Annotated in this window: 21 protein-coding genes and 2 pseudogenes; 4 read left to right on the top strand and 19 right to left on the bottom strand. The window is 56.2% G+C overall.

Translation table 11 applies throughout. The annotated features are described in order from the left end of the window. Positions 1-26 precede the first annotated feature (26 nt). The 6 genes and pseudogenes from cysK to AB3175_RS00570 all read right to left on the bottom strand — a co-directional run bounded on the left by cysK (position 27) and on the right by AB3175_RS00570 (position 5,007). Positions 27-983: a cysteine synthase A gene (cysK, locus tag AB3175_RS00595; protein ID WP_367359002.1), complete on the bottom strand. Its 957-nt coding sequence runs from the start codon at positions 981-983 to the stop codon at positions 27-29. Positions 984-1,099: 116 nt separating this feature from the next. After that, a pseudogene (locus AB3175_RS00590) lies at positions 1,100-1,546 on the bottom strand (PLP-dependent transferase); the annotation flags it as partial. 116 nt (positions 1,547-1,662) lie between these two features. Next, the gene (gene mnmA, locus AB3175_RS00585) at positions 1,663-2,733 is read right to left on the bottom strand and encodes a tRNA 2-thiouridine(34) synthase MnmA (RefSeq protein WP_367359001.1); all 1,071 of its coding nucleotides are present in this window, start codon (positions 2,731-2,733) and stop codon (positions 1,663-1,665) included. A 237-nt stretch (positions 2,734-2,970) separates the two neighbouring features. Continuing rightward, positions 2,971-3,654, bottom strand: a complete 684-nt coding sequence (gene metW, locus AB3175_RS00580) for a methionine biosynthesis protein MetW (RefSeq protein ID WP_367359000.1) — start codon at positions 3,652-3,654, stop codon at positions 2,971-2,973. 196 nt (positions 3,655-3,850) lie between these two features. Next, a pseudogene (locus AB3175_RS00575) lies at positions 3,851-4,296 on the bottom strand (alpha/beta fold hydrolase); the annotation flags it as partial. A 282-nt stretch (positions 4,297-4,578) separates the two neighbouring features. Further along, entirely contained in the window at positions 4,579-5,007 is a 429-nt protein-coding gene (locus AB3175_RS00570) for an Rrf2 family transcriptional regulator (protein ID WP_367358999.1), read from the bottom strand. Positions 5,008-5,248: 241 nt separating this feature from the next. On the opposite strand from AB3175_RS00570, the gene AB3175_RS00565 reads away from it, so the two are divergent. Then, on the top strand, positions 5,249-6,622 hold the full coding sequence (locus tag AB3175_RS00565; RefSeq protein ID WP_367359444.1) for a cytochrome c biogenesis protein ResB: 1,374 nt from the start codon (positions 5,249-5,251) through the stop codon (positions 6,620-6,622). Next, on the top strand, positions 6,619-7,464 hold the full coding sequence (gene ccsB, locus AB3175_RS00560; protein WP_367358998.1) for a c-type cytochrome biogenesis protein CcsB: 846 nt from the start codon (positions 6,619-6,621) through the stop codon (positions 7,462-7,464). The genes AB3175_RS00565 and ccsB overlap by 4 nt, the downstream gene beginning before the upstream one ends. Before the next feature lie 40 nt (positions 7,465-7,504). Here ccsB and AB3175_RS00555 read toward each other — a convergent pair whose 3' ends face one another. The 13 genes from AB3175_RS00555 to gspG are packed head-to-tail and all read right to left on the bottom strand — an operon-like array spanning position 7,505 to position 19,590. Then, positions 7,505-8,617: a Kelch repeat-containing protein gene (locus tag AB3175_RS00555; protein WP_367358997.1), complete on the bottom strand. Its 1,113-nt coding sequence runs from the start codon at positions 8,615-8,617 to the stop codon at positions 7,505-7,507. 17 nt (positions 8,618-8,634) lie between these two features. Next, positions 8,635-10,746: a type II secretion system secretin GspD gene (gspD, locus tag AB3175_RS00550; RefSeq protein ID WP_367358996.1), complete on the bottom strand. Its 2,112-nt coding sequence runs from the start codon at positions 10,744-10,746 to the stop codon at positions 8,635-8,637. Beyond that, positions 10,743-11,417 (bottom strand): lytic transglycosylase domain-containing protein, encoded by a 675-nt coding sequence (locus AB3175_RS00545; RefSeq protein WP_367358995.1) that lies wholly within the window; start codon positions 11,415-11,417, stop codon positions 10,743-10,745. The genes gspD and AB3175_RS00545 overlap by 4 nt, the downstream gene beginning before the upstream one ends. After that, positions 11,414-12,115, bottom strand: coding sequence for a hypothetical protein (locus AB3175_RS00540; protein ID WP_367358994.1), 702 nt, complete (start codon positions 12,113-12,115; stop codon positions 11,414-11,416). Before AB3175_RS00540 ends, AB3175_RS00545 begins: the two co-directional genes overlap by 4 nt. Continuing rightward, positions 12,112-12,693, bottom strand: coding sequence for a hypothetical protein (locus AB3175_RS00535; RefSeq protein WP_367358993.1), 582 nt, complete (start codon positions 12,691-12,693; stop codon positions 12,112-12,114). Before AB3175_RS00535 ends, AB3175_RS00540 begins: the two co-directional genes overlap by 4 nt. Continuing rightward, positions 12,653-13,837, bottom strand: a complete 1,185-nt coding sequence (locus AB3175_RS00530; protein WP_367358992.1) for a hypothetical protein — start codon at positions 13,835-13,837, stop codon at positions 12,653-12,655. The genes AB3175_RS00535 and AB3175_RS00530 overlap by 41 nt, the downstream gene beginning before the upstream one ends. Before the next feature lie 5 nt (positions 13,838-13,842). Then, complete coding sequence (locus AB3175_RS00525) at positions 13,843-14,772, bottom strand: general secretion pathway protein GspK (RefSeq protein ID WP_367358991.1); 930 nt, start codon at positions 14,770-14,772, stop codon at positions 13,843-13,845. Continuing rightward, positions 14,747-15,418 carry a prepilin-type N-terminal cleavage/methylation domain-containing protein gene (locus tag AB3175_RS00520; protein WP_367358990.1) on the bottom strand — a complete coding sequence of 224 codons (672 nt, stop codon included), beginning with the start codon at positions 15,416-15,418 and terminating at the stop codon, positions 14,747-14,749. The genes AB3175_RS00525 and AB3175_RS00520 overlap by 26 nt, the downstream gene beginning before the upstream one ends. Then, positions 15,402-15,839: a hypothetical protein gene (locus AB3175_RS00515; protein WP_367358989.1), complete on the bottom strand. Its 438-nt coding sequence runs from the start codon at positions 15,837-15,839 to the stop codon at positions 15,402-15,404. The genes AB3175_RS00520 and AB3175_RS00515 overlap by 17 nt, the downstream gene beginning before the upstream one ends. Then, positions 15,836-16,255, bottom strand: a complete 420-nt coding sequence (locus tag AB3175_RS00510) for a Tfp pilus assembly protein FimT/FimU (protein WP_367358988.1) — start codon at positions 16,253-16,255, stop codon at positions 15,836-15,838. The genes AB3175_RS00515 and AB3175_RS00510 overlap by 4 nt, the downstream gene beginning before the upstream one ends. A 10-nt stretch (positions 16,256-16,265) precedes the next feature. Then, a complete protein-coding gene (locus AB3175_RS00505) occupies positions 16,266-17,465 on the bottom strand; it encodes a type II secretion system F family protein (protein ID WP_367358987.1) in 1,200 nt (399 codons plus the stop codon). Next, the gene (locus tag AB3175_RS00500; protein WP_367358986.1) at positions 17,465-19,141 is read right to left on the bottom strand and encodes a GspE/PulE family protein; all 1,677 of its coding nucleotides are present in this window, start codon (positions 19,139-19,141) and stop codon (positions 17,465-17,467) included. The genes AB3175_RS00505 and AB3175_RS00500 overlap by 1 nt, the downstream gene beginning before the upstream one ends. A 2-nt stretch (positions 19,142-19,143) precedes the next feature. After that, positions 19,144-19,590, bottom strand: coding sequence for a type II secretion system major pseudopilin GspG (gene gspG, locus AB3175_RS00495; protein ID WP_367358985.1), 447 nt, complete (start codon positions 19,588-19,590; stop codon positions 19,144-19,146). A gap of 289 nt (positions 19,591-19,879) precedes the next feature. Here gspG and AB3175_RS00490 point away from each other — a divergent pair, with 289 nt between their 5' ends. Beyond that, positions 19,880-21,136 (top strand): FG-GAP repeat protein, encoded by a 1,257-nt coding sequence (locus AB3175_RS00490; RefSeq protein ID WP_367358984.1) that lies wholly within the window; start codon positions 19,880-19,882, stop codon positions 21,134-21,136. 84 nt (positions 21,137-21,220) lie between these two features. Then, positions 21,221-22,744, top strand: coding sequence for a GEGP motif-containing diheme protein (locus tag AB3175_RS00485; RefSeq protein WP_367358983.1), 1,524 nt, complete (start codon positions 21,221-21,223; stop codon positions 22,742-22,744). Positions 22,745-22,785: the final 41 nt, after the last annotated feature.

Raw genomic sequence — 22,785 nt, 5'->3', positions numbered from 1 at the left:
GACGGGATTCGACTTCCGAACGTCAATTACTCACCGATCCCCTCAAACAGGACAGTAGAGAGATATCGCTCACCGGCATCGGGAAGGATTACGACAAAGGTCTTGCCCTCAAATTCCTCCCGGCCGGCCAGTCGCATAGCGGCAGCCACAGCGGCTCCACTGGAGATGCCTACCAGGATTCCCTCCTCGCGGGCCAGCCTCCGGGCCGTCAACACAGCTTCCCCGCTTTCCACGAGTTCCACCTGGTCGATCAGCGACAGATCCAGATTGTCGGGGATAAAGCCGGCGCCTATGCCCTGAATCTTGTGGGGGTTCGGCCGTAGTTCTTCTCCGGCCAGGTGCTGGGTAATCACCGGGCTTTCTTTGGGTTCAACCGCCACGGAAAGAATCGGCTTACCCATGGCTTTCTTGATATATCGCGATATCCCCGAAATGGTTCCCCCTGTCCCTACGCCGGACACGAGGACATCCACGGATCCGTCCGTATCCGTCCAGATTTCCGGAGCCGTGGTCATCTCATGGATCGCGGGATTTGCCGGATTCTTGAACTGCTGGGGCAGAAAAAATCGCTCCGGCGCCGAAGCCGCCAGAGCCTCCGCCCGACGGACCGCCCCTTTCATTCCTTCCGCTCCGGGTGTCAGCACCAGATTGGCTCCAAAAGCGGCAAGGACCCGACGGCGTTCGATGCTCATCGTTTCGGGCATCGTCAGCGTCAGATTATATTTCCGGGCAGCAGCAACGTAAGCCAGGGCAATTCCCGTGTTGCCGCTTGTCGGCTCGACAATTTCCATTCCCGGGCGAAGAATGCCTCGCTCTTCGGCGTTCCAGATCATGGCCGCACCGATCCGACATTTTACCGAATAAGCGGGATTCCGACCTTCCACCTTGACGAGGACCGTCGCCGACATCCCCTTTGTCAAAGAATTCAGTTTTACCAGCGGCGTGTTGCCGATGGAGCGGGAATTATCTTCGTAGATTCTCATGAATTCATCCTCCTTCTTCGTTCCTGGAATCAGGCTGTATCCAATCGCAGCCGCATGATTCTTCCCGCCGGGGGCTTCCCTGCCGGTCTTTCACCGGCACCTTTTTAAGATATCCTTCAGGATACCTTGTCGAAGGCCTGTTCGAGATCGTTCAGAATATCATCGATGTGTTCGATTCCTATGGACATCCGGATGAAATCAGGCGTTACACCCGTTGCCGGCTGTTCTTCCGCGGACAATTGCTGGTGAGTCGTGGTTGCCGGGTGAATGGCCAGGGTCTTGGCATCGCCCACATTGGCCAGGTGGGAAACCAGGGAAAGGGAATCGATAAACGTTCTTCCGGACTCCAGCCCACCTTTAATCCCGAAGCCTAGAATGCCCCCCGCTCCCAGGGGAAGATACCTGTCAACTTTGTCCTTTTCCGGGCTGTCGGGAAGTCCTGGATAGTTCACCCAGGAAACCTTGGGATTCCTTTTCAGATAGTGGGCAACGGCCAGGGCATTTTCCGCGTGACGGATCATCCGCAGATGGAGCGTCTCCAATCCCTGGAGAAAGAGAAAAGATGTGGTCTGGTAAATCGGGACGGCGCGGGCTCCCGTGGCCGGATCAGGCTCCTGGCCCTCATGGATTAGAAGGGTCTCTCTTTTTAAGGATTTCACGATCGTACTTCTAAGACCTCTCAAGAATGAGTTGTGGATCGCAGGACTTCTTCGATGACGCCTCCGCCCAGCACCTCGTCGCCAGAGTAGAGGACGACAGCCTGACCGGGGGTGATGGCATCCTGGTCTTCGGAAAAATGAATCCGGACTCGATCCCCGTCGTGAATGATTGTACAGGGCGAGGATCTCTTCCGATACCGGATTTTGCCTTCCGCTTCCCGGGGCCGGTCCGGAGTCAGCCAGTTCATATCGCCGGCGATGAGCGCCGATGCATAAACATCCCGCTTTTCGCCCACGATGACCGAATTTCGGACGGCATCGATGGCCACCACATAGAGAGGACAGGGAGAACTGATCCTCAGGCCGTGACGCTGTCCGATCGTGTAGAAAACCGTTCCAGAATGCTCACCCAGAACCCGACCGGAACGGTCGACGATGGGTCCCGGCTCAACCGGGCATCCCCGTTCCCGCAGGAATTCCCCGTAACTTTCCTGGGTCACGAAGCACAGATCCTGACTCTCCGCCTTGCCGGCGATGGGGAGACAGGCCTTCCGGGCGATTTCCCGCACCTCTTCCTTCGTGAGGTCGGCAAGGGGAAATAAAATATGTTCCAGGGCTTCGAAGGGTATGGGATAGAGAAAATAGGTCTGATCCTTTCCGGAATCTCTTGGTTTCTTGAGAACCCACCGGTTTTCCTTCTGCTCGATCATAGCGTAATGGCCGGTAGCCAGGTAATCGAACCCCATGGCGCGAGCCTGTTTCAGCAGATGACCGAACTTCAGATACCGGTTGCAGTCGATGCAGGGGTTGGGCGTCCGGCCGAGGCGATATTCCCGCGTGAATTTGTCGATCACGCAGCTTTCCAGAAGCGGCACATAATCCAGGACATAATGGGGAATATCGAGCATGCCGCAGACTTCCCGGGCATCCTCAATGGCGTCCCTTCCGCAGCAGCGGGTCTTGATTCCCTCGTCGCGCACGCCAAGACACATGGTAACCCCGGCGACTTCATATCCCTCCTCTTTCAGAAGCCATCCGGCCACGGAAGAATCCACACCGCCGCTGACGGCCAGGAGAACCTTTTTTTTCAAGGCTGCTTCACCCCTTCCCGAATGTTTATTCTTTGATTCCTTATTCTGGATTCCAGCTCCCTTGTTGAAATCACCCCGGCATACCTGGACCGGGGTCATCCGACGGTTGGGCGGGTCACTGTTGACCAGGCTCCCTTTTGCATTCTTATGGAATTCTTCGCCCTCAGGAGACGACCGACGTAATCAGCGATATTCTGCGCCTCCGGACACGAGTAGTTGTGCGCCGGGATCACGGCCTTACGCTTCCGCTTCAGCTTGGCAATGATCTTCATGATGGTTTCCATGATTGACAGTTCCCGGTTGGGATGCATGTTCTGCCGTCAAAAGAAACACCGCCGCTTCGGCCAGCAGATTCGGCCGGCAGGATACAGTTTTTCCGCCGCGGAGATAACGGGCCTTGAGGACCTCGATCCCCTTCTGATTACAGAAATCGCGGAAATCGTCAATGCTGAGAAACCTCACGTTGGGCGAATCGTACCAGCGGTAAGGCAGGGCGGCGGTGATCGGTGACTTTCCCTGAAAGAAAAGGCGGCCGCGCGAGCCGATCCAGGCGAAATTGGGAAAGCCTGCGATCCCCCCCCGACCGACTCGCAGGGCATCCGCCGGCAGGGCGTCTGCCTGTCGGATTTCCTGAAGGCTCTGGTTCAGAATCACATAATCAAAAGACCCGGCGGGATATTCCAGCAGGCCGCTTTCAATATCGCCATGGCACACATTGAGCCCCTTCTCGACACATTCGCGGACGGCAAGTTCGTTCAGTTCGATGCCCTGCCCCCGGGTATGGCGGCTTCGAACCAGAAAGGCCATCAGATCGCCGGAGCCGCAGCCCGAATCGAGGATGCGCGCGCCGGAATCGATCAGTTCGCTGATGATCCGGTAGTCCGGAGGAACAAGATTTGTCTGTTCAGTATGAGTCGTCATTGCTGCTTAAAATATTCCGGATCAGCTGGGTCTGCCCTTCCGTCTCCAAAATAAAGGCGTCATGGCCATAGTTGGATTTCAGATCGCAATAGGCCACATCTGCATGACTTTTTTTCAATTGCCGCACAATGTCCTTGGACTGGGTGGGTGGATAGAGCCAATCCGATGAGAAAGAAAGAACGAGAAACCTGATGTCGCGCATCCCACCCATGGAGCCTCCGGCGACGCAGAGCAGCCGATCGATTCCGAGAACATCAATCAGGTGCCGCCGGGCCTCGACCATGTCGGCGATCGTAATGACGGGGAAGCTCAAGCCATAGGGTTTTCCTGTTTCCGGGTTAAGAGATGCCGGCCCCGTCGATCCCTTGCACCCCCCGATCACGTTGGAACAGATGACAAAGAAGCGGTGTCAAAGGCTTTGCCGGGCCCGATTGAAGTATCCCACCAACCCGACTTCCTTATGCCGGCGGAATAGCCGGCGGCATGGGCATCGCCCGACAGGGCGTGACAGATCAGGATGGCATTGGATTTCTGAGCATTAAGCTTTCCATAGGTCCCGCAGGCCAGAGTCACCGGCCCCAGTTTCTCCCCACCGTCCAGAACCAGTTTCTCTTCCGGCCCCTTGGCGAATGTGAAATGCAGGGTCTCGACCCAGTCCGGCGTGTTGGATGGTAGTGCCCTACCCGCTGCCGCTCCAGCGATATTCACTGAATTTAAAGGAATCTCTTTCATTTCAGACGATCTCTGTTCAGACTGCCATTCAGCTGGAAATAAAAAACCCGCATTCTTCGCGAAGGTTCAGGCTGCGGGTAAATGATCAATGCCATGTAATCCTTTTCCGAGGCTACATGCACGGCCCCCCTCTGCCCGCACAGCGGGTTATCATTTTCAAGCGGCACATCATTCGGGATCCGACGCTCCCCTTCATTTTACCTGTTCCTCTTTTTCCGTCTGACGTTTGACCATGGCATCCAGGGTCAGAGATTCCAGGGTATGGAGCATAACCCGGGTTGCTTCCTGCCAGATGTCACGGGTGATACATGTCTGCGCCCGCTGGCATACAGAATCATTGTCAACACAGTCGACAAGCGCCAGTGAGCCTTCCACTGACTGCATGATTTCCTTCAGGTTGATTTCGCTTGGCGCCTTCGCCAGGAAATAGCCGCCATGAGCCCCTCGGTTTGAACGGATCAATCCCCCCGCCTTGAGGGGGTGAATCAGATGCCAGAGATACTTTTCCGAAATACCCTGGCGCTGGGCGATGTCCTTCAAAAAAATGGGCCCCTGATTGTAATGAAGCGCCAGATCCAGCATAAAGCGCAGCCCATAGCGACCCCTCGTAGAAAGCTTCATGTTCTTTACGTTTAACCTTTTGCTTATCTCTACTGTTTTGGTAGAAATTATAAAAATAAAAATGACCCTGTCAAGAAGTATTTTAAGCGCGGGAATAGAAATAAAGGAATCTCTTCTATTCTCCTTGCCGGAACAGTCGTCAAATGATAAATTCGCAATGACTAGTCACCTCTCAACAACACGTTGACATGGCGCCGCAGAAGCATGCCCACGTAGAAATGGAGAACAGCGAGTGACCGAGATGAAAAAAGCCCTCAGATCTTTTTTTTCTTCCATCAAACTGACCGTTGTCCTTTTGATCGCGATGGCCCTGCTCTTCATGGTGGGAACGTTTCTTCCCCAGAGAGAGGGCGCCATGGAATTCGCCCAGAAGCTGTCTCCCGGCATATCCGGCCTGTTTTACGCTCTCGGCTTGTTCGATGTCTACCATTCCCCTCTCTATTACGGTCTTCTGGGTCTTCTGGCCCTCAACCTGACGGTCTGCTCCCTGAATCGGCTTCCCGGTTCGTGGAAGTTATATCGGACGCCCCATTTTCCTGTGCCGGTGGGACTCTTCAGCAAGCTCCCCCCGAACCGGGTTCTTCTGACCGAGCAGAATCGCGAGGGATGTCTCTCGTCCCTGGAAAACCTGCTGAAGGAGAACTATGGAGCCATTGAAAAGGACGTCAAAGGCGGCCATGTCTTTTTTTCCATTCGGAAGGCGGGTCTGTCACTGTTCAGCGTCTACGGGGTTCACTTGAGCATTCTGTTTATGATCGCGGGATCGGTCATCGGTTCCGTCCTTGGTTTTGAAGGATACGTCAACATCAGCGAAGGAGAAACCACCAATCTCGTCGCCTCCAGGAATGGAGGAGACATCCACCGCCTCGATTTTTCGGTGCGCTGCGATAAATTCACCCTGGAAACATACGCCAACGGCATGCCCAAGACCTACCGGTCCGACTTGACGTTCCTCAAGGGCGGTCAGCCCGTCCGTCAAGGCGCGCTGATGGTCAACCATCCGATCCATGTCAATGGATATCGATTCTACCAGTCTTCCTTCGGCAGTGCTCCAGGCGGCCGTGCCGTTCTGGGCTATTCAACGGGAAAGGGACAGGAGGAGAAAGTGGCTGTTTCGGTTGGCGACCGTTTTGACCTCAAGGAAGGCGGCGCCCATGTCGAGATCCTGCGCATCGAAGGAAATCTGATGAAATTCGGCCCCGGGGTGAAACTGGACATTGCCTCGCCGCAAGGCCGCCATATCCAGTTCTGGGTCCTTCAGCACATCGACGAGATCGCGGAGATGTACCCGGAGCTGTTAACCCAGTTCCCTCTCTTCGATCCCGCCCTATTCAAACCGTACCGCTTTTATCTCAAGGAGATTGAACAGCAGTACTACACGGGTTTGCAGGTCGTCCGTGATCCAGGCGTTCCGCTGGTCGCATTGGGGGCCTTTCTGATGGTGGCCGGCCTCATTCTCCGGCATTTCATGCCTCATCGACACATCTGGGTCCGTGTCGATGAGGCAGGGCGGCAGACACGTATTTCACTTGCCGGCAGAAGCCGCCATATGGCGGCGCTCGATCGGGAGCTTGATCTGCTGGGCCGGCGGATTCAGGAGAAAGGAATCGTATGAGTCACACTCTCATTCTGAGTTGGGTTACGTTTATTTACTTCGGCGCCTTCGTTCTGTACCTCTTCCGCATGATCCTTGGAGGCCGGTCCTGGGGCAAGCTGGCTTCTCTTGCGGCGTGGGCGGGCTTTGCCGCCCAGACGGCGGCCATCCTGTGGAGGTGGAAAGTCTCCTACAGCCTGGGGATCGGACACGCGCCGCTGTCCAATCTCTATGAATCGATGATCTTCTTCGCCTGGGCGATCATGCTGCTCCACCTCTTCATTGAATGGCGGACCGGAAGCAGGGCCTTCGGCGTCTTTGTCGTTCCCCTTGCCTTCCTGGCGATGGCCTATGCCTCTATCGCCCCGGGCGTCAACAACGAGATTCAGCCCCTTATTCCCGCCCTGCAGAGCAATTGGCTCACAAGCCACGTGGTGACCTGCTTTATGGGTTATTCGGGCTTCGCCTTTGCTTTCGGATGCGGCTTGATGTACTTCCTGAAAACGGCGGACGCAGACAAACCCGAAAACTCGAATCGTTTTCTTAAACGGCTTCCGACGCTGGCGAGCCTTGACCTCATGATCTACCAGAGCATCGCCCTGGGATTCGTCTTCCTGACCATCGGCATCATGACGGGCTCGATCTGGGCGCATTACGCCTGGGGCTCTTACTGGAGCTGGGATCCCAAGGAGACATGGTCGCTCATTACCTGGATCGTCTATGCCGTGACCCTTCATGTCCAGTATATCAAGGGCTGGCGGGGAAAGCGGATGGCCGCCTTGACCATGGTCGGTTTTGCCTCCGTCCTGTTCACGTACCTCGGAGTCAACTATCTGCCGGGTCTGCACAGCTATCTGAATTGATTTGTCCGCGAAAGGCCGGATGGAAGATCTCTGTCGGAAATCATTCTTTGAGTCTGAGAAGGGCTGCCGCTTTATTCTCCAGATTGGCGCAGAAGAGACGGCCGTCATCGAGTTCGACGCACTGGCCGTTTCCGAGCCGGGGTGGAAAGCCGATCTGTTCCGTCGAATTCCCGGCGGGGTCGAAAACCCTCAGCTGCCGTCCGGAAATGAAGAGGATTTTCCCGCCCCTCAGGGCCGTGATGGATGACGCGGCAGGGTTCATCCGGAATGCGCCTGCCGCCAGAAGGGTTTCATAGCGCCATTCGGAAGGATCATAATATTCGGGATAGGTTGTCTCACCTTTTTTCATGAGGATCACGTTCCCGTCGGGCAGTGCGGCCGCGGCATAAGGGCCGGGACCGCCCGCCGGCTGCATCCTCATGGCCGATGAAACGTTGTGCTCCGGATCGTACGATTCGGCTGCCGGCACCGCGGGAGACGAATAATCGCTCATTCCTCCGATGTTTAATATTTGTCCCGTAGCGAGCAGAATGGAGACATGCCCTGGTCCGGATCGCGGGGAAGCCAGTTTTCCGACACGCGGAACAAGGGTTGAGCGGCTGAAGTCGAACCTGTCCAAAAGAACATTGCCGCTGCCCACGGTTCCCTCATAAGCGCCTCCGGCGATGAGCACGTTTCCGTCGGGCAGAGCCGTGCAGGTTGGAGAGGCCATTCTGCCGACCGACATGTCCCCGACCTTCGTGAACCGGCCCGTCCGCGCATCATAGAGTTCAACGCTCCTCAGCTCGTGAAGGACGCGCCCGGCTGACCCTCCCGCCACAAGGACGCTTCCGTCCGCCAAAGCCACGCTGCAGTGCCCGCTCCTTCGTTGATGCATCGAACCGGTGACTCGAAAGGTTCCCGCAGCCGGGTCGAACACTTCCGCCAGGGCATGGGTCTGACCGGCATCCCCTGACGCCCCGCCGATCAGAAGGACCCGGCCATCCCTCATGACCGTCATGGTCCCCGCCTTATGAACATGCTTCATGTCGGGCAGGGGCGTCCATTCATATCCCGCTGTCGGCGCTGCGCACAGCAAACACACGACAAGCGCGAAAATAGAAGAAAAAATTCTTGTTAGTCCGGTCATCACCTGGTTTTCCTTTTCCTGCATGAACGCGCTCCCGGCCGTCACTTGATCCATTTCAACTCGTCCCTCAGTTGACGGGTCACCCTGGTTGCATCATCGGCATTTGTCAGAATGGTGGGGGTCACCAGCACGAGGAGCTCCGTTTTCTCCTTTGTTTTTCCCGTGGACTTGAAGAGGTTTCCGAGAAAGGGAATGTCGCCCAGCAGGGGCACCTTGTTTTCGGTGAGGCTCGAGGTCTCCTCCATGAGGCCTCCCAGCACGATTGTCTGTCCGTGCGTGGCGACCACAGAGGTGTTGATTTTTCTCGTTGTGATAATGGGAGATTCTCCGACACCCGCGCCTTCGACCTTGGAGACCTCCTGGCTGATCTCCAGGGTCAGCAACCCCTCCGTGTTGATGGTCGGCTTCACCTTGAGCATGATTCCCGTACTGCGGTACTGGATACTCTGGGCAACGCTGGTTGAACTGGTCGTAGTCCCGCTTACATCGGTAATCTGTCCTGTAACGGTCGGCACGTCCTGACCGATCTGGATGGTGGCTTCCATGTTGTCGAGAACCATCAGGCGGGGCGTGGAAAGGATGTTGGCCTTGTTCGCCAGGGCGTAGGCGTTGATCAGGGCCCGAAATTGCCCGGTCCTGCTCAGGAAAGAATAGGACAGGCCCACGGGATCCGTGCTGAGCCCTGTGCCGAGATGCCCCAAGGTACCCAGCACGTAAGCGTCACCGTTCCATGTATTTCGGATCAGCCACTCCACGCCGTATTTCAATTCATCCGTGAGCTTCAGGGAGACAATCGTCGCTTCGATAAGAACCTGCCGGGCCGGAATATCCAGTGTCTGCAGAAGGTTGAGGAGATTCCGGTAGACATCGGGCGTGCTGAGAATGATGATCATGTTTTTCTTGTCATCCGCCGACATCTTCAGACCGGTGGATTCGAAGGAGCTGTCCTTTCTTTCAACGGCGGCTCTTGCCGCCGCCGGTCTTTGAGGTCCGGCGGCAGCCTGCATCGCCGTTCTCCCGGTTACCGGCATCGAACCATAGAGCTTCTGGATGGACTCCACCAGTTCCGAAGCCAGGGAGTATTTCGGGATAAAGGTGTAGGCCTTAAACTCCGTGCCGGCCGCCTCCGGGGTGTCGAGCTTTTCCTTCCAGCCCAGGATATTCCCGGCCGTGGTTTCATCGGGTGCGATCACCAGGACGGCGTTGAGCTGCTTGATGGGCATCAAGAGCGGCCCAGGCTCCCTGGGCGTCTTGGCAACGATAAATCCGAGGCCCTCCATGATGCTTTTAAGCTGGGCGATAAACTCATCCGTCTGCCAGTAAGTCAGCCGGAGAATAAAAACCTTCTTTTTCTGCAGATAGGGAACATCGAAGGTCTCGAGAAATTCCATAACGGGCTTCATCTGCGACGCCCGGCCATACAGAACAATGACATTCTGCCGGCTGTAGGGCTTTACCTGGACACCGGACCGGAAGAGATCCTTGATCAGGGGCTCCACATCGGCGGGGCGGACATGACGGAGAGGAACGACCTGCAAAATTTCTGCAGGGCTGTTTTCCGGCGTTGTGCCGACCCGGATGTCCACAGGAGATCTCGGCTCCCTGGGTTCGGGGGGTTTTTCAAGGACGTAGAGGGCTCCGGCTTTTTCATCCAGATAATATCCGTATTTTTCCAGCATCCCCATGATCATCTCCAACGCCTTTTCGGGCGGCATGGGCTCAGGCATCCGCATGGTGATGGGCTTTTTGTTGTTCAGCATCTTCTCGTCCATCACGAAGGCGACTTTCAGCGTTTCCCCAAGGGCATGGATGATAAAATCGGAAAGGGGCATCCGTTCGGCGTTGATCATGACCGGAGTATCAACCATGGTCACACGGTGCGCCTCAATGGGCTTGACGGGGGGGGGTAGCTTTTTCTGGGGCGCTTTCCTCTCAAAGGCCGGTACCGTGATTTCTTCAACCGGCGGTCTCATGGCCGCTGCCTCGGAATCGCCGCTCCCGCCGATTTCACCCTGCTTTTCCGTCCCTGCCGGCCGGTCCAGCGAAACATGCTGACGCCATCGCGGCTGATTCATGCAGCCACTGAGCGCAAGGATACATACCAAAACGAACACGGCGGACAGAGTCTTCCGCTGTCGATCCCTTTTAATCATAACGAGTCCTTCCCTTTGAAATGCTCATAATAATCCAGCACCCTCTCGATGTAATTCCGTGTCTCCCGGAAGGGGGGAATGCCGTTGTAGTTCATGACCCGCTGCGGACCTGCATTGTACGCGGCGAGCGCCAACGGCAAGTCGCCGTTGAGGCTGTTCAGCAGTTGACTTAAATAGCCCACACCGCCGAAAATGTTTTCAACGGGATTGAGGGGATCGGACACCCCCATTTCGCGGGCGGTATTCGGCATGAGCTGCATCAGTCCGATGGCCCCTTTCGGCGATCTTGCCCCGGGATCGAAATTGGATTCCGCCTTGATCACGGCTCGGACCAGGTGGGGATCCACGGCAAAATGCTCACAGGCGGACAGGATCGCCTCGTCATACTCCAACTGCTCGGCGGCTGGCCCCATCCCCGTCCTCCGGGGTACGGAAGCCTTCTTCTTCGCCCTCATTCTCAGAACGTGGGGATTGATCTTCCGGTGTCCCGGACCGGGGACATTGGTGTAATAAATCTGCCCGCCTTCCCCCTGGAAGGAGTAAAGCTCAATGGCCGCGGCGGTCAGGGGGAACAGAACGGCCATTCCCAGAAGCAGCAATCCCAACGGCACAGCAGCGGAGATACATTTCATGGCATTTCCCTCTCCATTGGACGGGGCATCCGATGTCATGTTTCCTTCCCCGTTTCATCAGGGTCCTTGTGCTCCTTACGTAACGGGCTTTCTCGTTTCCCCTTCCCCGCTCCGGGTTTCCCCATCCGGCTACCTTCTTTACCACCATCCGGTAAAGAAGGGGGGATTTTTATTTCTCCTTCAGGCGCTCGGGGAACTCGGTCCCTCCTTGCCGGCTTCGCATCCGGGTTCTTCCCTGCCGCTTCCCCCCCGACGGCATCCGCCGGCTTGCGGCGCACATCAAAGAGGCTCAACTCCCTCGTCTGTCTCCCCTTCCTTGTCCAAACGGAACGGGGGGATATGCGGGTAAGCACAGCTCCGTCTATGAGCGTTTTCCCCTTGGTCACCGTGTGGATGGTCCCCTTATAATCCCTGAAGACGGCCTTCTGCTCCTTCCCCAGCATGACGGCCACCAGGGAATAAGGGTTTTCCGGAAGCACTTCGGGTGCTTTCCCGGTTTTCTTTTCAGGAAGGTCGTAGCGCCCGGCCTCTGAAAACAGGTTGCGCTGCTTCAGTGCCGTTTCCAGCACGACGGGAGGGGCCCAGGCCTCTTTCTGTCCGACAGCCGCTTTCGCGTCCGTTCTCTCCGGCCGGACCGGCGGCGGAGAGGTTGAGGGGGAGAGACCTGCGGCGATAAAAAAAGCCAGCGTCACGATGATGGCTGCCATCAGGAGATCCGGAAGGGCCTTTTTGATCATCTCTCTAACCTGTAAGCCGAAAGGGTCAGTAAAAGCAGGAACTCCTGCGGGCTTTTCGTGATTTCCATCCCCTTGACGTCAAGAGATTTTCCCGTCGATTCCGCGGCCCTCAGGATGTTCATCAGGGCCTGCGGCGGTCCGCTGAACCAGAGCGTCACGGGGGCTTCGCTCAGGGTGCGTCCTGGAATCGTTTCGAGCATCTCGAAGCGTACCAGCTCTCCTCCCTTTTCCCTGGCAACGACGTTCATCCTGTGAACGATGTCCAGTTGAATCCCCGTGAGGCTTTGCTCCTTCCCGTAAAGATAAGGGGTCAACCGCTCCCTTCCCACGAAGGCAGCAAGGGGCGCCCCGCCTTGCTGCTGATTGAGAAGGCGGGTCTTCAGGGTCAGGCTTTTCTTCTGCTCGTCAAGAATCTGTTTCTGCCTTTCCAACCCATTGTACAATGGATAAATCAAAAAGCGCAGCAAAGCGAGCAGAATAATGAGGTAAATGCCCATCGCCCTGATCGAGCCCTCTTTTCCCGCACCGGCCATGGGTCTATCCTGCCAGTTCAATGGTAACGACGAAAGAATACTCACCGGTTTTTCCTTCCATGTTCAAAGGGCCTTTAAGCTGGATGTTCCGGATGCCTTTCTCTTCAGCCAACGCCTTGAGAGCAGCCAGTGGTTCCTTTGAGATGATCAGAACTTCCACATTGTTCTCATTCAACTGCACGCTGCTGATATAACAGTCCTCGGGCAGTGTGCGGGCCAGCATGTCCAGGACGCTCAGCGGAGACTGCCGGGCATTGAGCCTGTCGCTCAATTCCTTCTGTACCGCGGAGTAATCGATGGCCTGGATTCCCTGCCGGGACTCCGCCAGTTGGATTCTCCTGTCCATCTGCCGCGATATCTCCTGGAGCGCCTGGCTGGCCCGCTCATGATCCCTCATGTTCAGATAGAGCACCAGGCCGCAGCCCAGGACACCGTAGATCGCCATTCGGAACAGGAGTCCCGGGTAGGCAGGAATCCGCAGTTCCCTCTTACACCGGAATTCCCGGAGGTTCATGGAGGGGATGTTGTCCAGGCAGGGAGAGTATCCCCTGTCGGGCACGTTCTCTACAAAGAGGGCAGGCCTTTCCCTCACGGTGACGGGAAGAATTCCGTACACCCGCATCCTGTGCATTTCAGCCCCGTAGGCCTCCAGGCTGTTCAGAAACCGTTCGGCATCCTCCTCCGTGAAGGCATCGGCCGGATGGGAGGCGGCGCCGAGAAACCGGCGTTCCGATACGGCGAGCAGATGGGTCACGTCCTTCCAGGTCCACAGGAATATCTCGGCTGTCGAGGAGGAAAACGCCGCTTCTTCAGGGATCGCGTAATGAAAAGGCAGGACGTTTCGCAAAAGGCTGTAAGGCTCGCTTTCCCAAGCCCAGATATCCAATTCCGTATAGGCCGAGGACGAGGAGTTTACGCGACAGTAAAAGTCCGGCCGGGAAAAAGGGAACAGCTCCCCCAGTTCCAGCCGGACCGCTTTGGCCAGTTTTTCCTTCGGCGCCGGAGGGTAGCGTTTACGGATGTGAAGGAGCCGGTCTCTTCCGATGATCAGGACGATCCTCTGCAGTGCCCCCCGAAGGGGGGTCAGCTCATCCAGGGAGCCGCCGCCGGTCCGGACCGGCTTCCCCTTTACATAGCGATAGAGATCAAGGCCGTTTCTGTGCCAGTATCCCGCCGTCAGTCCCTGCATGTTGCCTATTCCTCCCGCCAGTAGAGAACGCTGTAAGGTGCGATGTTGTTCTGTCGCAGACTCAATCCCGCCTTGATGGTATACATGGCCTTCGGTTGACCGGCACTCACCGAAATATCCATGAAAAGGGATGGTTTGAAATAGATCATCTTCCTGTTCTTGGCCATCATGCGCCCCGTCAAAAGCTGAAGCGCACCCTCCGTAATCACCCCGTGTTCAGCCTTGAAATTCTTTATGCTCTGAAGCGTTTCTTCCGTAATATCCAAAAAGGCCATCATGACCTCATCAGGCGCCGTATTGGGGTTGAACCCCGTCGCGGGAAGCATGGTGAGACAGGGTCGGAGCCGTTCATATCCCTCCGGCGTCATTCCCCGGACAAACCCCAGTTCGTCCATGTACTGGAGGGCGTAATTGCGGGGTGGCAAACCCCGATGGCTCCTGTAGTAAGAGGCCTCCGCCCCGTTCAACCGGGTAAGATCGTCCTGGTCGGTCCAATCCTGCAGACTGGCCAGAGGGACCGAGGCACTGTCGACCGACAGGACCCGCTGGAGAAGCTGCTGCATCGCCGCCGTATTGATCGTTGCCAGGGAGATCAACCCGTTGCTGTCCTGAAGACGGACCGTTATATCATCGGACAAAGGAACCGGAGCATTGTCCAGGGGAAGCGTTGAAACCAGGGTCAGATCCTCCGTGCCGGAGAGCACGACCTCCCGGGGCATTGTGCGTCCCCTGAGGAGGAGGTAAATCAGAGTGTCATAGGCCGACCGCGCCTTCACGATGGCTTCCGCCTTGTTTTTCAGGTTCTCCGATGCCTGAAGATGCTCCTTGACGAGCCAGTTGAACCCCAGTCCGACGGTCATGATGACCGTCACCATAAAAACCATCAGCATGGTGGCCGAACCCCGGCTGTCAAGGCACAGCTTGATAGGCGTCATTATATTCCGTCTTCATCAGCGAGTTTACATACAGGTTGAAAACGATTTTCCCCGAATAATCCCCCTGCCGGTAGGACACCCGGACCATCGCGGGAAGCCGCTTCATCCTGCTTCCCTCATACCGATCAAACCAGACGTATCCGCGTCTTGCGGAGTCGTAGCCGAAGTAGGAAAAGGCGATGCTGTCCACCTGCTCCAGGATCCGGACGCCCTGCCCTTCCCTGTAATTCCCGGAGAGAAAATCCCTTTCAATATCCTCAAATGTTTTCGTGTAAACGGGCCGTTCATAATAGGCCAGGAACAGTTTCCCCTGCTGATCCATTTCCTTTCTGACCCAGACGACCACCGGCAGCTCACCGGCAAAGGGGGCAAGGGACACATAGGATACACGGTCCATGTCACCCCGGAAATAGGGGAACCATCCGTCGCTCCGGGTCCGGACATAATAGTCGGTTGTTGAGGTGAAGCTCTTTTCGATCCAGATCATCCGGGCATAATCCCAGAAGTTCAAGCCCTTTTCCATGAGATTTCGGTACTGCTGCAGTCCCTGATTGATCGCCATGCCGGCCAGCATGACCATCACGGTAAAAATGGCGATCGCCACGAGAACTTCAATCAGGGTGTAGCCCTTAGGATGTGGGTTCATTTGTTGTCTGCAGGGCCTTGTATCTGAGAACGTGCATTGAATAGTCTCTGCTCACTCCCTGTGCCGAAAGGGTGAATTCCACCTGGTAGAGCAGGAGATGATAGAGGAACGAAGACGCCTCTTTCTTTTCGGCGGATACCGGCATCATGGAGGAAAGAACCCCGGCATTCCATTTGAGGGTCACTCCCTCGCCCATCTCCTCCGTTCCACTCACCTTTTCCAGGTCAAGGGACCGGATCAGGCCGGTCGCCTGAACGAGCTTCGCTGACAGCGTATTGGATATTCTCGCCTTCTCGAGGTGTTCAAACCCCATCCGGAACAGATACATGGTGGCGGCAATCCCCGCGGTAAGAATCAACCCCGCAATCAGGATCTCCAGGACAAGAAAGCCCCCGGATTTGAAATCTCCCCGCCGTTTCATGCGGCCTCTTCCGCGGGCTCCAGGGAGAGGGTCCCGAAGGGGGCCGTCACGTGGAGAAGATAGCGCTCTCCGTCCACGGTAATGTCTATCCGTCCACCGGTGGTTGTCCCGTTGCTGTAAAAGAAAATAGGGGGCTCAACCGTGACCTGGACATCGGCGAACGGGATCGGTGCCCCATCCACCGTCAGCGTATTTTCCAGAGAACCCAGGAGATGCTTTTCACTGTAGAGAAAGGCGTCCCGTCGGAGTCCGGACACATAGAGCATGACCTCCTGGGCGCGCAGAGCTGCCCCATACCGGCGCACCATGTTGTAAGAGACCGGGAGGACGGCGGAAAGCAATACAGCGAGAAGAATCATGACCACCAGGATCTCGATGAGGGTGAAACCCCTCTGCCGTGTCGGAAGTTCGCGCATGTCCGGACCCTCAAAGTTTGATGCTGCTGACGCTCATCACGGTCAGGATCAACGTAATGACAATGAAGCCGACGACAGCCCCCATCACGATGATGATCACCGGCTCCACCAGGGTCAGCATCCGCTTTACACTGTTTTTGAAGCGCTCGTCAAACATCGAGTAAAGTTCAAAGAAGACCTCCTTCAGGCTGGAACTTTCCTCCCCCACCCTGACCATGTTCGCTACCATGTCGGGAAGAAGGGGAATCTCGGCGAAGACGTCGGCAATCTTCCGCCCTTCCTTGACCAGCCCCACGGTGGGCATCATGGCGCTTCTTATGGACGCGTTCTGGATCAGGGAAATGGAAAGCCTCAATGCGCGGAGGAATTCAACGCCGCTGAGAAGCATGGAATGCATGGAGTAGCAGAACCGGGAAACCTCCAGGTTGATAATCAGCGTTCTCAACCCCGGAAGATGAATCAGGCGGTCCGACAGATCGGGCAGCCTGACATGGGCGGGATAAAATCGGCGGGCCGCCAGGAGAATGCCCACCAATGCCAGGAATATGGCCAGGGAACGGAAGTTGACCCACCCGCTCAGGGTGTACAGCACCTGGGCCGGCAGGGGCAGACTTTCCAGCTGGGCGCCGAAGATGCTGAAAAACCGGGGAACGACAAACTGGAAAATAACCAGGAACGTCACGATGCTGGCGAAGATGAGAAACAGGGGATAGGTCATGGCATTCCGGATTTCCGACCGGAAGGCGATTTGGAACTTCAGGTACTGGGCGATGTTCTCGAAGGCGGACTGCAGATTGCCGGCGGCCTCGTTGACCTGGATCATGCTGACCAGAAAGGGTGAGAAATAGCCCGTCTTTTCAAAGGCGCGTGCGACGTTTCCCCCGGCTTTGATGTCCTGAAGAACGGCGTTGAGCACCTCTTTCATCTCCTTCTTTTTTGCGCCATTGCGAAGAAGCTCCAAGGCGCGGTCGATCCGAATCCCCGAACGCAGAAGGGTGCTCACCTCCCTGGAAAGGCTGTAAACGTCCTGGGGCATGATTCGCTTGCGCAGGACAAACCGGCGCTCCTCTTTTCCCGTCTTTTCGGTGAGGTTCGTTACCGTCAGTCCCCGGGCTCTCAGCTTGGCCAGAGCCTCTGTGTGATCGGCGGCCAGCAGGGTTCCCCGGACTTCACGTCCTGTCGAATCCAGTGTCGAATAGGCGAATTCCATCAGCAGACCCTCAAAACTTCGTCCAGGGTCGTCTGCCCCCGTGCGACCTTCAGGATCCCGTCTTCCCGCAGGTAGCGGAAAGACGGCCGCTCCCGCAGGGCTCCCCTCAGGGCTTCCAGCGACATCTTCTTGAGAAAGAGCTCCTTGAGATCATCCGTGTAGTCAAAGAGTTCAAAAATGGCCATTCTCCCCCGATAACCCGTTCCACCGCAACGAGGGCACCCCTGCCCCCGCTGCAGATTGATCCCGTCCCCGAGGAGATGGCCGCACTTTTCGGCGACATCGTGAAGGGCATATTCCCGCAGCAGCGCTTCGGCCCCCGGATCGGGACGGCTGCAGAAAGGGCAGTTTCTCCGGAGAATTCTCTGGGCCATGACCCCGACGAGAGCCGCGTTAAGCAGATAGTCTTCGATTCCCATTTCCACCAGTCGGAAGAGGCTGCTGGGCGCATCGTTGGTGTGCAGCGTGGAAAGGACGAGATGCCCCGTCAGGGCCGACTGGATGGAGATTTCCGCCGTCTCCCGATCCCGGATTTCTCCGACCAGAACGATGTCCGGATCATGCCTGAGGATGGAACGCAGAGCCGCCGCGAAACTCAGCCCGATGTCACTGCGCACCTGGATCTGATTGATTCCCTGAATCTGGTACTCCACCGGGTCTTCGATGGTGATGATTTTACGGTCCGGATGATTCAGGCGTGTCAGCATGGAATAGAGGGTCGTGGTCTTCCCGGACCCGGTGGGGCCGGTCACGAGCAGCATTCCATACGAAGAACCGATCATGCGGACGGCAAGTTCCTTGTGGTCCGGTTCCAGCCCCAGATAATCGAGATCCAGAGAAACCTTTTCCCGGTACAGGAGGCGGAGGACCACGCACTCCCCGTTGACGGTGGGAAGCGTGGATACGCGGATATCGAGGAACAGCGAGGCGATCCGCGTGGAGAATTTCCCATCCTGGGGCAGCCTCTTCTCGGCGATGTCAAGCTCCGCCAGGAGCTTGATGCGCGAAACGACGGCAAGATAAAACGCCTCCTCGAGGGTGTCGATGTCATGGAGAATCCCGTCAATCCGGAATCGGACCCGGTGTTTCTTCTCGGCGGATTCCATATGAATGTCGGAAGCTCTCATCTCAACGGCCTTGTTGAGCAGGCTGTTGAGAAAGGTGATCACCGGCGCTTCGAAGGCCATTTCCTTCAGTTTTTCCGCGTCCTCTTCAACGGTCAGGGGAATGAATTTACGCTCCTGGACCTCTAAATAGCCCCTGGCCAGATCCTCCACAACCTTTTCCGGAGCCAGCTGCAATTGAACGGCATAGCCGAGATTTTTCACGACATAATCGGGCATGGAAGAATTAAAGGGATCGCTGGTAACCGCTGAGAGAATTTTCCGTTCATGGTCGATCGACAAGGGGAAGAAGTGGTTTTTGAGAAGAAAACCGTAATCCAGGCACCCTTCCAGGCAGGCGACCAGCGAGTCATCCGCGGGATATTCTTCCTCATAGAGGGGAATCTTGAGATAGGACGACAATCCTTCGAGCCGCTGACCATCCGTTATGGAGCCGACCTGCACCAGAAGCCGGCCGATATCCCCCCCCAGGTCCTTCTGCAGCTTTAGGGCCTTCTCAAGATCTTCATCGGGCAGGCGATAGATCTCCTTCAAGAACTGTGTGAGAGACATGGCTACCAGCTCTTCGCCGACTTGTCATCCAGTTTGCCGTTGGGTCCGAGAGAATAAAGGTCAAAGGGGCCATGTTCGCCTGGGACCTTATATTGATACTCCTGATCCCATGGGTCCTTGGGAATGATCTGCTTGGACAGGTAAGGCCCACGCCATCTGGTGTCCGACGACTTGATCAGTTCCTCCAGCGTCGAGGGGTAGCGGCCCACATCCAGCTTGAAGGACAGGACCCCGGAGGAAAGCATCTCCACCTGGGTTTTCGCGATTTCCTCCTTCGAGCGCTCATAGCGCCCGATCAGATTGGGGGCGATCAGAGAAGCGATGAGGCCGATGATAATGACCACGATCAGGATTTCAATGAGGGTAAATCCCCTTTCCTTTCCGGTTTTCCGCCTATATCGCCACGCCCTGTCCGCATCATGCCACCTGGTCGTTCTTAATCGGGACATTGAAAATCCCCCTGTCTTTTTCTTTTGGATTGCAGGAAATGTTGCACATTGAAAAAGGGATGTCAATGTTTAGATCATGGCGCCTTTCCGTCGGTCACTCAGGAATATCCTGATCCAAGACGTTCAATTAACTGATCGATTCCTTAAAGCCTTACTCAGGGAAAGGGTTTTTGTGTATTTTTTATTCCCTGACTTCAGGACAGAAATTAAGGATGGATAAGTTACATCACTTGTGACATAACTTATCCAATCAAGTCTTGCTCAATATCGGTCTGTCAAAGGAGGAATTATGAAGAGTATCTCATACATTAGGATTTCCGCTTTCTCTGTTTTCTTTTTGCTCATCCTGCTGGGCATCAGCAGCATGGCTGTAGCAAGGCAGCCTGAAGCCTGTGACATTCGGCTGACCGCAGGTGACCCTGTCGAAGGGGCGGAGTTCGGCCGGTCCGTTGCAATCGACGGGAATCACGTGGCTGTGGGGGCAGGAAATGCCAATGCCGGATCGACAAGCGGAGCCGGTGCCGTTTACCTCTTTCACCGTCAGGGACAGAGGTACATCCGAGAAGCGAAGCTGGTTGCCCCCGATGCAACTTCAGGGGCTGAGTTTGGCCGGGCTGTCGCCATCCAGGGCAACCTGGTCGCCGTCGGCTCCCGTTTTGCTGAAGCTGGCGGCTTAGAAAAAGCCGGTGCGGTCTATCTCTTTCGGAAGCACATGGGATCGTGGCGATATGAAGCCAAGGTCTCCTCTCCGAACCCAGCCGATGAAGACAATTTCGGCAGGGCCCTCGCCCTTCAGGGAAATGTCCTCGTCGTGACCTCCCGCAAAGAGGAGAGCGGTGCCGACGATGTTGGGGCCGCCTATGTCTTTCTCCACAGGGGAAATCAATGGGTCTTCTCGGAAAAGCTGACGGCGGGCGATCCAGTCCCGAAGGCCTATTTCGGCCAATCGGTGGCGCTGCGGGGGAACCTCCTGGCCATCGGCGCTCGAAATGCCGATCCAGAGGGCGCCGGTGCCGTCTACCTCTTCCAAAGGACGGGAGAGGGCTGGAAGGAATTTGCCAAAGTCATTCCGCCGGATGGGGCGAAGGACGACAATTTTGGTTTTACGGTGGCGATGCTCGGAAACACGATGGCAGTGGGTGCAAGAAGGGCGGATCCCGGCGGAACGGAGGACGCTGGAGCGGCATATGTTTTTGCTGTGAACGGGCATACCGTTGATCATGTGGCCACACTGACGGCCAGCGATGGCCAGAAGAAGGATCAATTCGGGCAGTCCGTCTCCATGGCCGGTGATGTCATCGCCGTCGGCGCCAACCGCACCGATATCGGCAAAAATGCCGGGAAGAAAGCCGATCAAGGAGCCATCTATCTCTTCCGCAGGGCGGGCAATTCCTGGAAGCAGATCGGGAAACTGACGGCCTGCGACGGTCTGGCAGGCGATGAATTCGGATATTCCCTGTCGGCCTTCGGCAATAAGCTCGTCACCGGAGCACACTTTGCCGACTCTACCGCTGGCGCCGCTTATGTGCTGACTCTGAAGCCCTAGGCGACACGGCGCAGAGGAACGGGTTCAAAGGGGCCAGCCTCATCGCGTCGGTCGAAAAAAAATCATCTTAAGGGAGAAACCATCATGAAGAAAGGAAAAAGGAATCTGTTTGTTCTACCAGCCGTCCTGGTCTCTGTATCCTTCCTGTTGTTTTCCGGAATTCAGATTTATGCAGCGTACAATCACCAGGGCGATCTGGACTCGGCAAATTTCCGGGAAGCCTATCCCGGCCAGATCAGCACCAAGCTTGACAGCTGCACCCTGTGTCACTCTGGCGGTTCATACACATCGGGGAAAAAGGTCGTGACGCTGGGCAGCTGCCAGTGGTGTCACTACAAAACAGGTTACGGGGCTGACAGCAGCGAAGAGAATCTGCTGGCGACTCTGAATCCCTATGGTTTGGCCTACAAAAACAAATGGCAGACCAGGGGAAGAACGGCCGCTGCATTGCTGGCCATTGACGGTGATGACTCCGATGGCGACGGCTTCAGCAATGCAAAGGAAATCGGCGCCGGAACATATCCCGGCGACGCAGCCGATGATCCGTCAAAAATACCGGCCCCTTCCCGTGTCCTGTCACTTGCGGAATTTGAAAGGATGGCTCAGCACACCCAGTTCATGATGATGAATGCCAGCAAGTCGGATGACCGGTACACGGAATACAGGGGAATAGACCTTGAAGACCTGATCCGGGCGATCATGCTCGATTCAGCCACCGGCATCACGGTTTATGCCCCGGACGGATTTGCCACCTATCACCCGCTGAAACCCAGCGCCAATGACAGCTCTTATCATGTCCTCGGCATCTATCCCAAGGGGACTTTCTACTATGACAGGCAGGCGGATATGGCAACCAACCCGGCAACCGGGTGGTGCGATTACAGTTCGCCCGCAGCCGCCGGAAGGGTAAACGGAGAAGGGATAACCAATCCCGATGATTTAAAAATGATGCTGGCTTTCAAGCGGGACGGCGAGTATCTGACGCCGGGTCTATTGAATTTATCGAACAAGCTGGACGGAGAAGGCCCCTATCGTGTCGTACCTCCCCAGAAGACTCCGGGCCCCCCGGATCAGCGTTCGAACGCCCCCAACCCGACTGCCGAGGATGCCTGGATCTGGCCGTACAATGAAGACAATTCCATCAACGATCATAATGCGGGATTTTCATCCCGGACCGTCACCATGATCAAAGTGGAACCGCTGCCTCCGGGAACAACGGACATCAACACGCTCGAAGCCGGATGGCCCTATGTTGACGAGAAGAAGGTCATCATTTATGGCGCCATCAATCCCCGGCCCCTGTATCGTCTGTATACAGGCCTGGACATTTTGATCAATACCGTTAAAGCTCAGGGCACGAAGTCTTTCAAAAACAGATCGTCTCAACTGGCTCTGGTCACACATCTCGAGACGATAAAGAAGCAGGTGGCCAGAAAGGCCTATTCCGCCGCACGAAATAACCTCAAACAGAATGTGGCGAACAAGATGGATGGATACCTCACCGGCAAGGTTGATGCCAATGACTGTGTCGTGGACCTGAAGGTTCAGAAGCAACTCTACAATGATCTTCAAAAAGTCTGGATCGCCCTCGTCATTTTAGGCGGTTGACCGTTAGGCGCCTCTCAGCCGGCTGCCCGGAATGTGTGCAC

It is taken from the genome of Syntrophus sp. (in: bacteria), assembly GCF_040768185.1.
Taxonomy (GTDB): domain Bacteria; phylum Desulfobacterota; class Syntrophia; order Syntrophales; family Syntrophaceae; genus Syntrophus; species Syntrophus buswellii.
This window is presented reverse-complemented; position numbering and strand designations above follow the sequence as displayed.

Coding starts and splice junctions, on each gene's coding strand:
- cysK (WP_367359002.1), bottom strand. CDS start 983: ATGAGAATCTACGAAGATAATTCCCGCTCCATCGGCAACACGCCGCTG.
- metW (WP_367359000.1), bottom strand. CDS start 3,654: ATGACGACTCATACTGAACAGACAAATCTTGTTCCTCCGGACTACCGG.
- AB3175_RS00570 (WP_367358999.1), bottom strand. CDS start 5,007: ATGAAGCTTTCTACGAGGGGTCGCTATGGGCTGCGCTTTATGCTGGAT.
- AB3175_RS00565 (WP_367359444.1), top strand. CDS start 5,249: ATGAAAAAAGCCCTCAGATCTTTTTTTTCTTCCATCAAACTGACCGTT.
- ccsB (WP_367358998.1), top strand. CDS start 6,619: ATGAGTCACACTCTCATTCTGAGTTGGGTTACGTTTATTTACTTCGGC.
- AB3175_RS00555 (WP_367358997.1), bottom strand. CDS start 8,617: ATGCAGGAAAAGGAAAACCAGGTGATGACCGGACTAACAAGAATTTTT.
- gspD (WP_367358996.1), bottom strand. CDS start 10,746: ATGATTAAAAGGGATCGACAGCGGAAGACTCTGTCCGCCGTGTTCGTT.
- AB3175_RS00545 (WP_367358995.1), bottom strand. CDS start 11,417: ATGACATCGGATGCCCCGTCCAATGGAGAGGGAAATGCCATGAAATGT.
- AB3175_RS00540 (WP_367358994.1), bottom strand. CDS start 12,115: ATGATCAAAAAGGCCCTTCCGGATCTCCTGATGGCAGCCATCATCGTG.
- AB3175_RS00530 (WP_367358992.1), bottom strand. CDS start 13,837: ATGCAGGGACTGACGGCGGGATACTGGCACAGAAACGGCCTTGATCTC.
- AB3175_RS00525 (WP_367358991.1), bottom strand. CDS start 14,772: ATGACGCCTATCAAGCTGTGCCTTGACAGCCGGGGTTCGGCCACCATG.
- AB3175_RS00520 (WP_367358990.1), bottom strand. CDS start 15,418: ATGAACCCACATCCTAAGGGCTACACCCTGATTGAAGTTCTCGTGGCG.
- AB3175_RS00515 (WP_367358989.1), bottom strand. CDS start 15,839: ATGAAACGGCGGGGAGATTTCAAATCCGGGGGCTTTCTTGTCCTGGAG.
- AB3175_RS00510 (WP_367358988.1), bottom strand. CDS start 16,255: ATGCGCGAACTTCCGACACGGCAGAGGGGTTTCACCCTCATCGAGATC.
- AB3175_RS00505 (WP_367358987.1), bottom strand. CDS start 17,465: ATGGAATTCGCCTATTCGACACTGGATTCGACAGGACGTGAAGTCCGG.
- AB3175_RS00500 (WP_367358986.1), bottom strand. CDS start 19,141: ATGTCTCTCACACAGTTCTTGAAGGAGATCTATCGCCTGCCCGATGAA.
- gspG (WP_367358985.1), bottom strand. CDS start 19,590: ATGTCCCGATTAAGAACGACCAGGTGGCATGATGCGGACAGGGCGTGG.
- AB3175_RS00490 (WP_367358984.1), top strand. CDS start 19,880: ATGAAGAGTATCTCATACATTAGGATTTCCGCTTTCTCTGTTTTCTTT.
- AB3175_RS00485 (WP_367358983.1), top strand. CDS start 21,221: ATGAAGAAAGGAAAAAGGAATCTGTTTGTTCTACCAGCCGTCCTGGTC.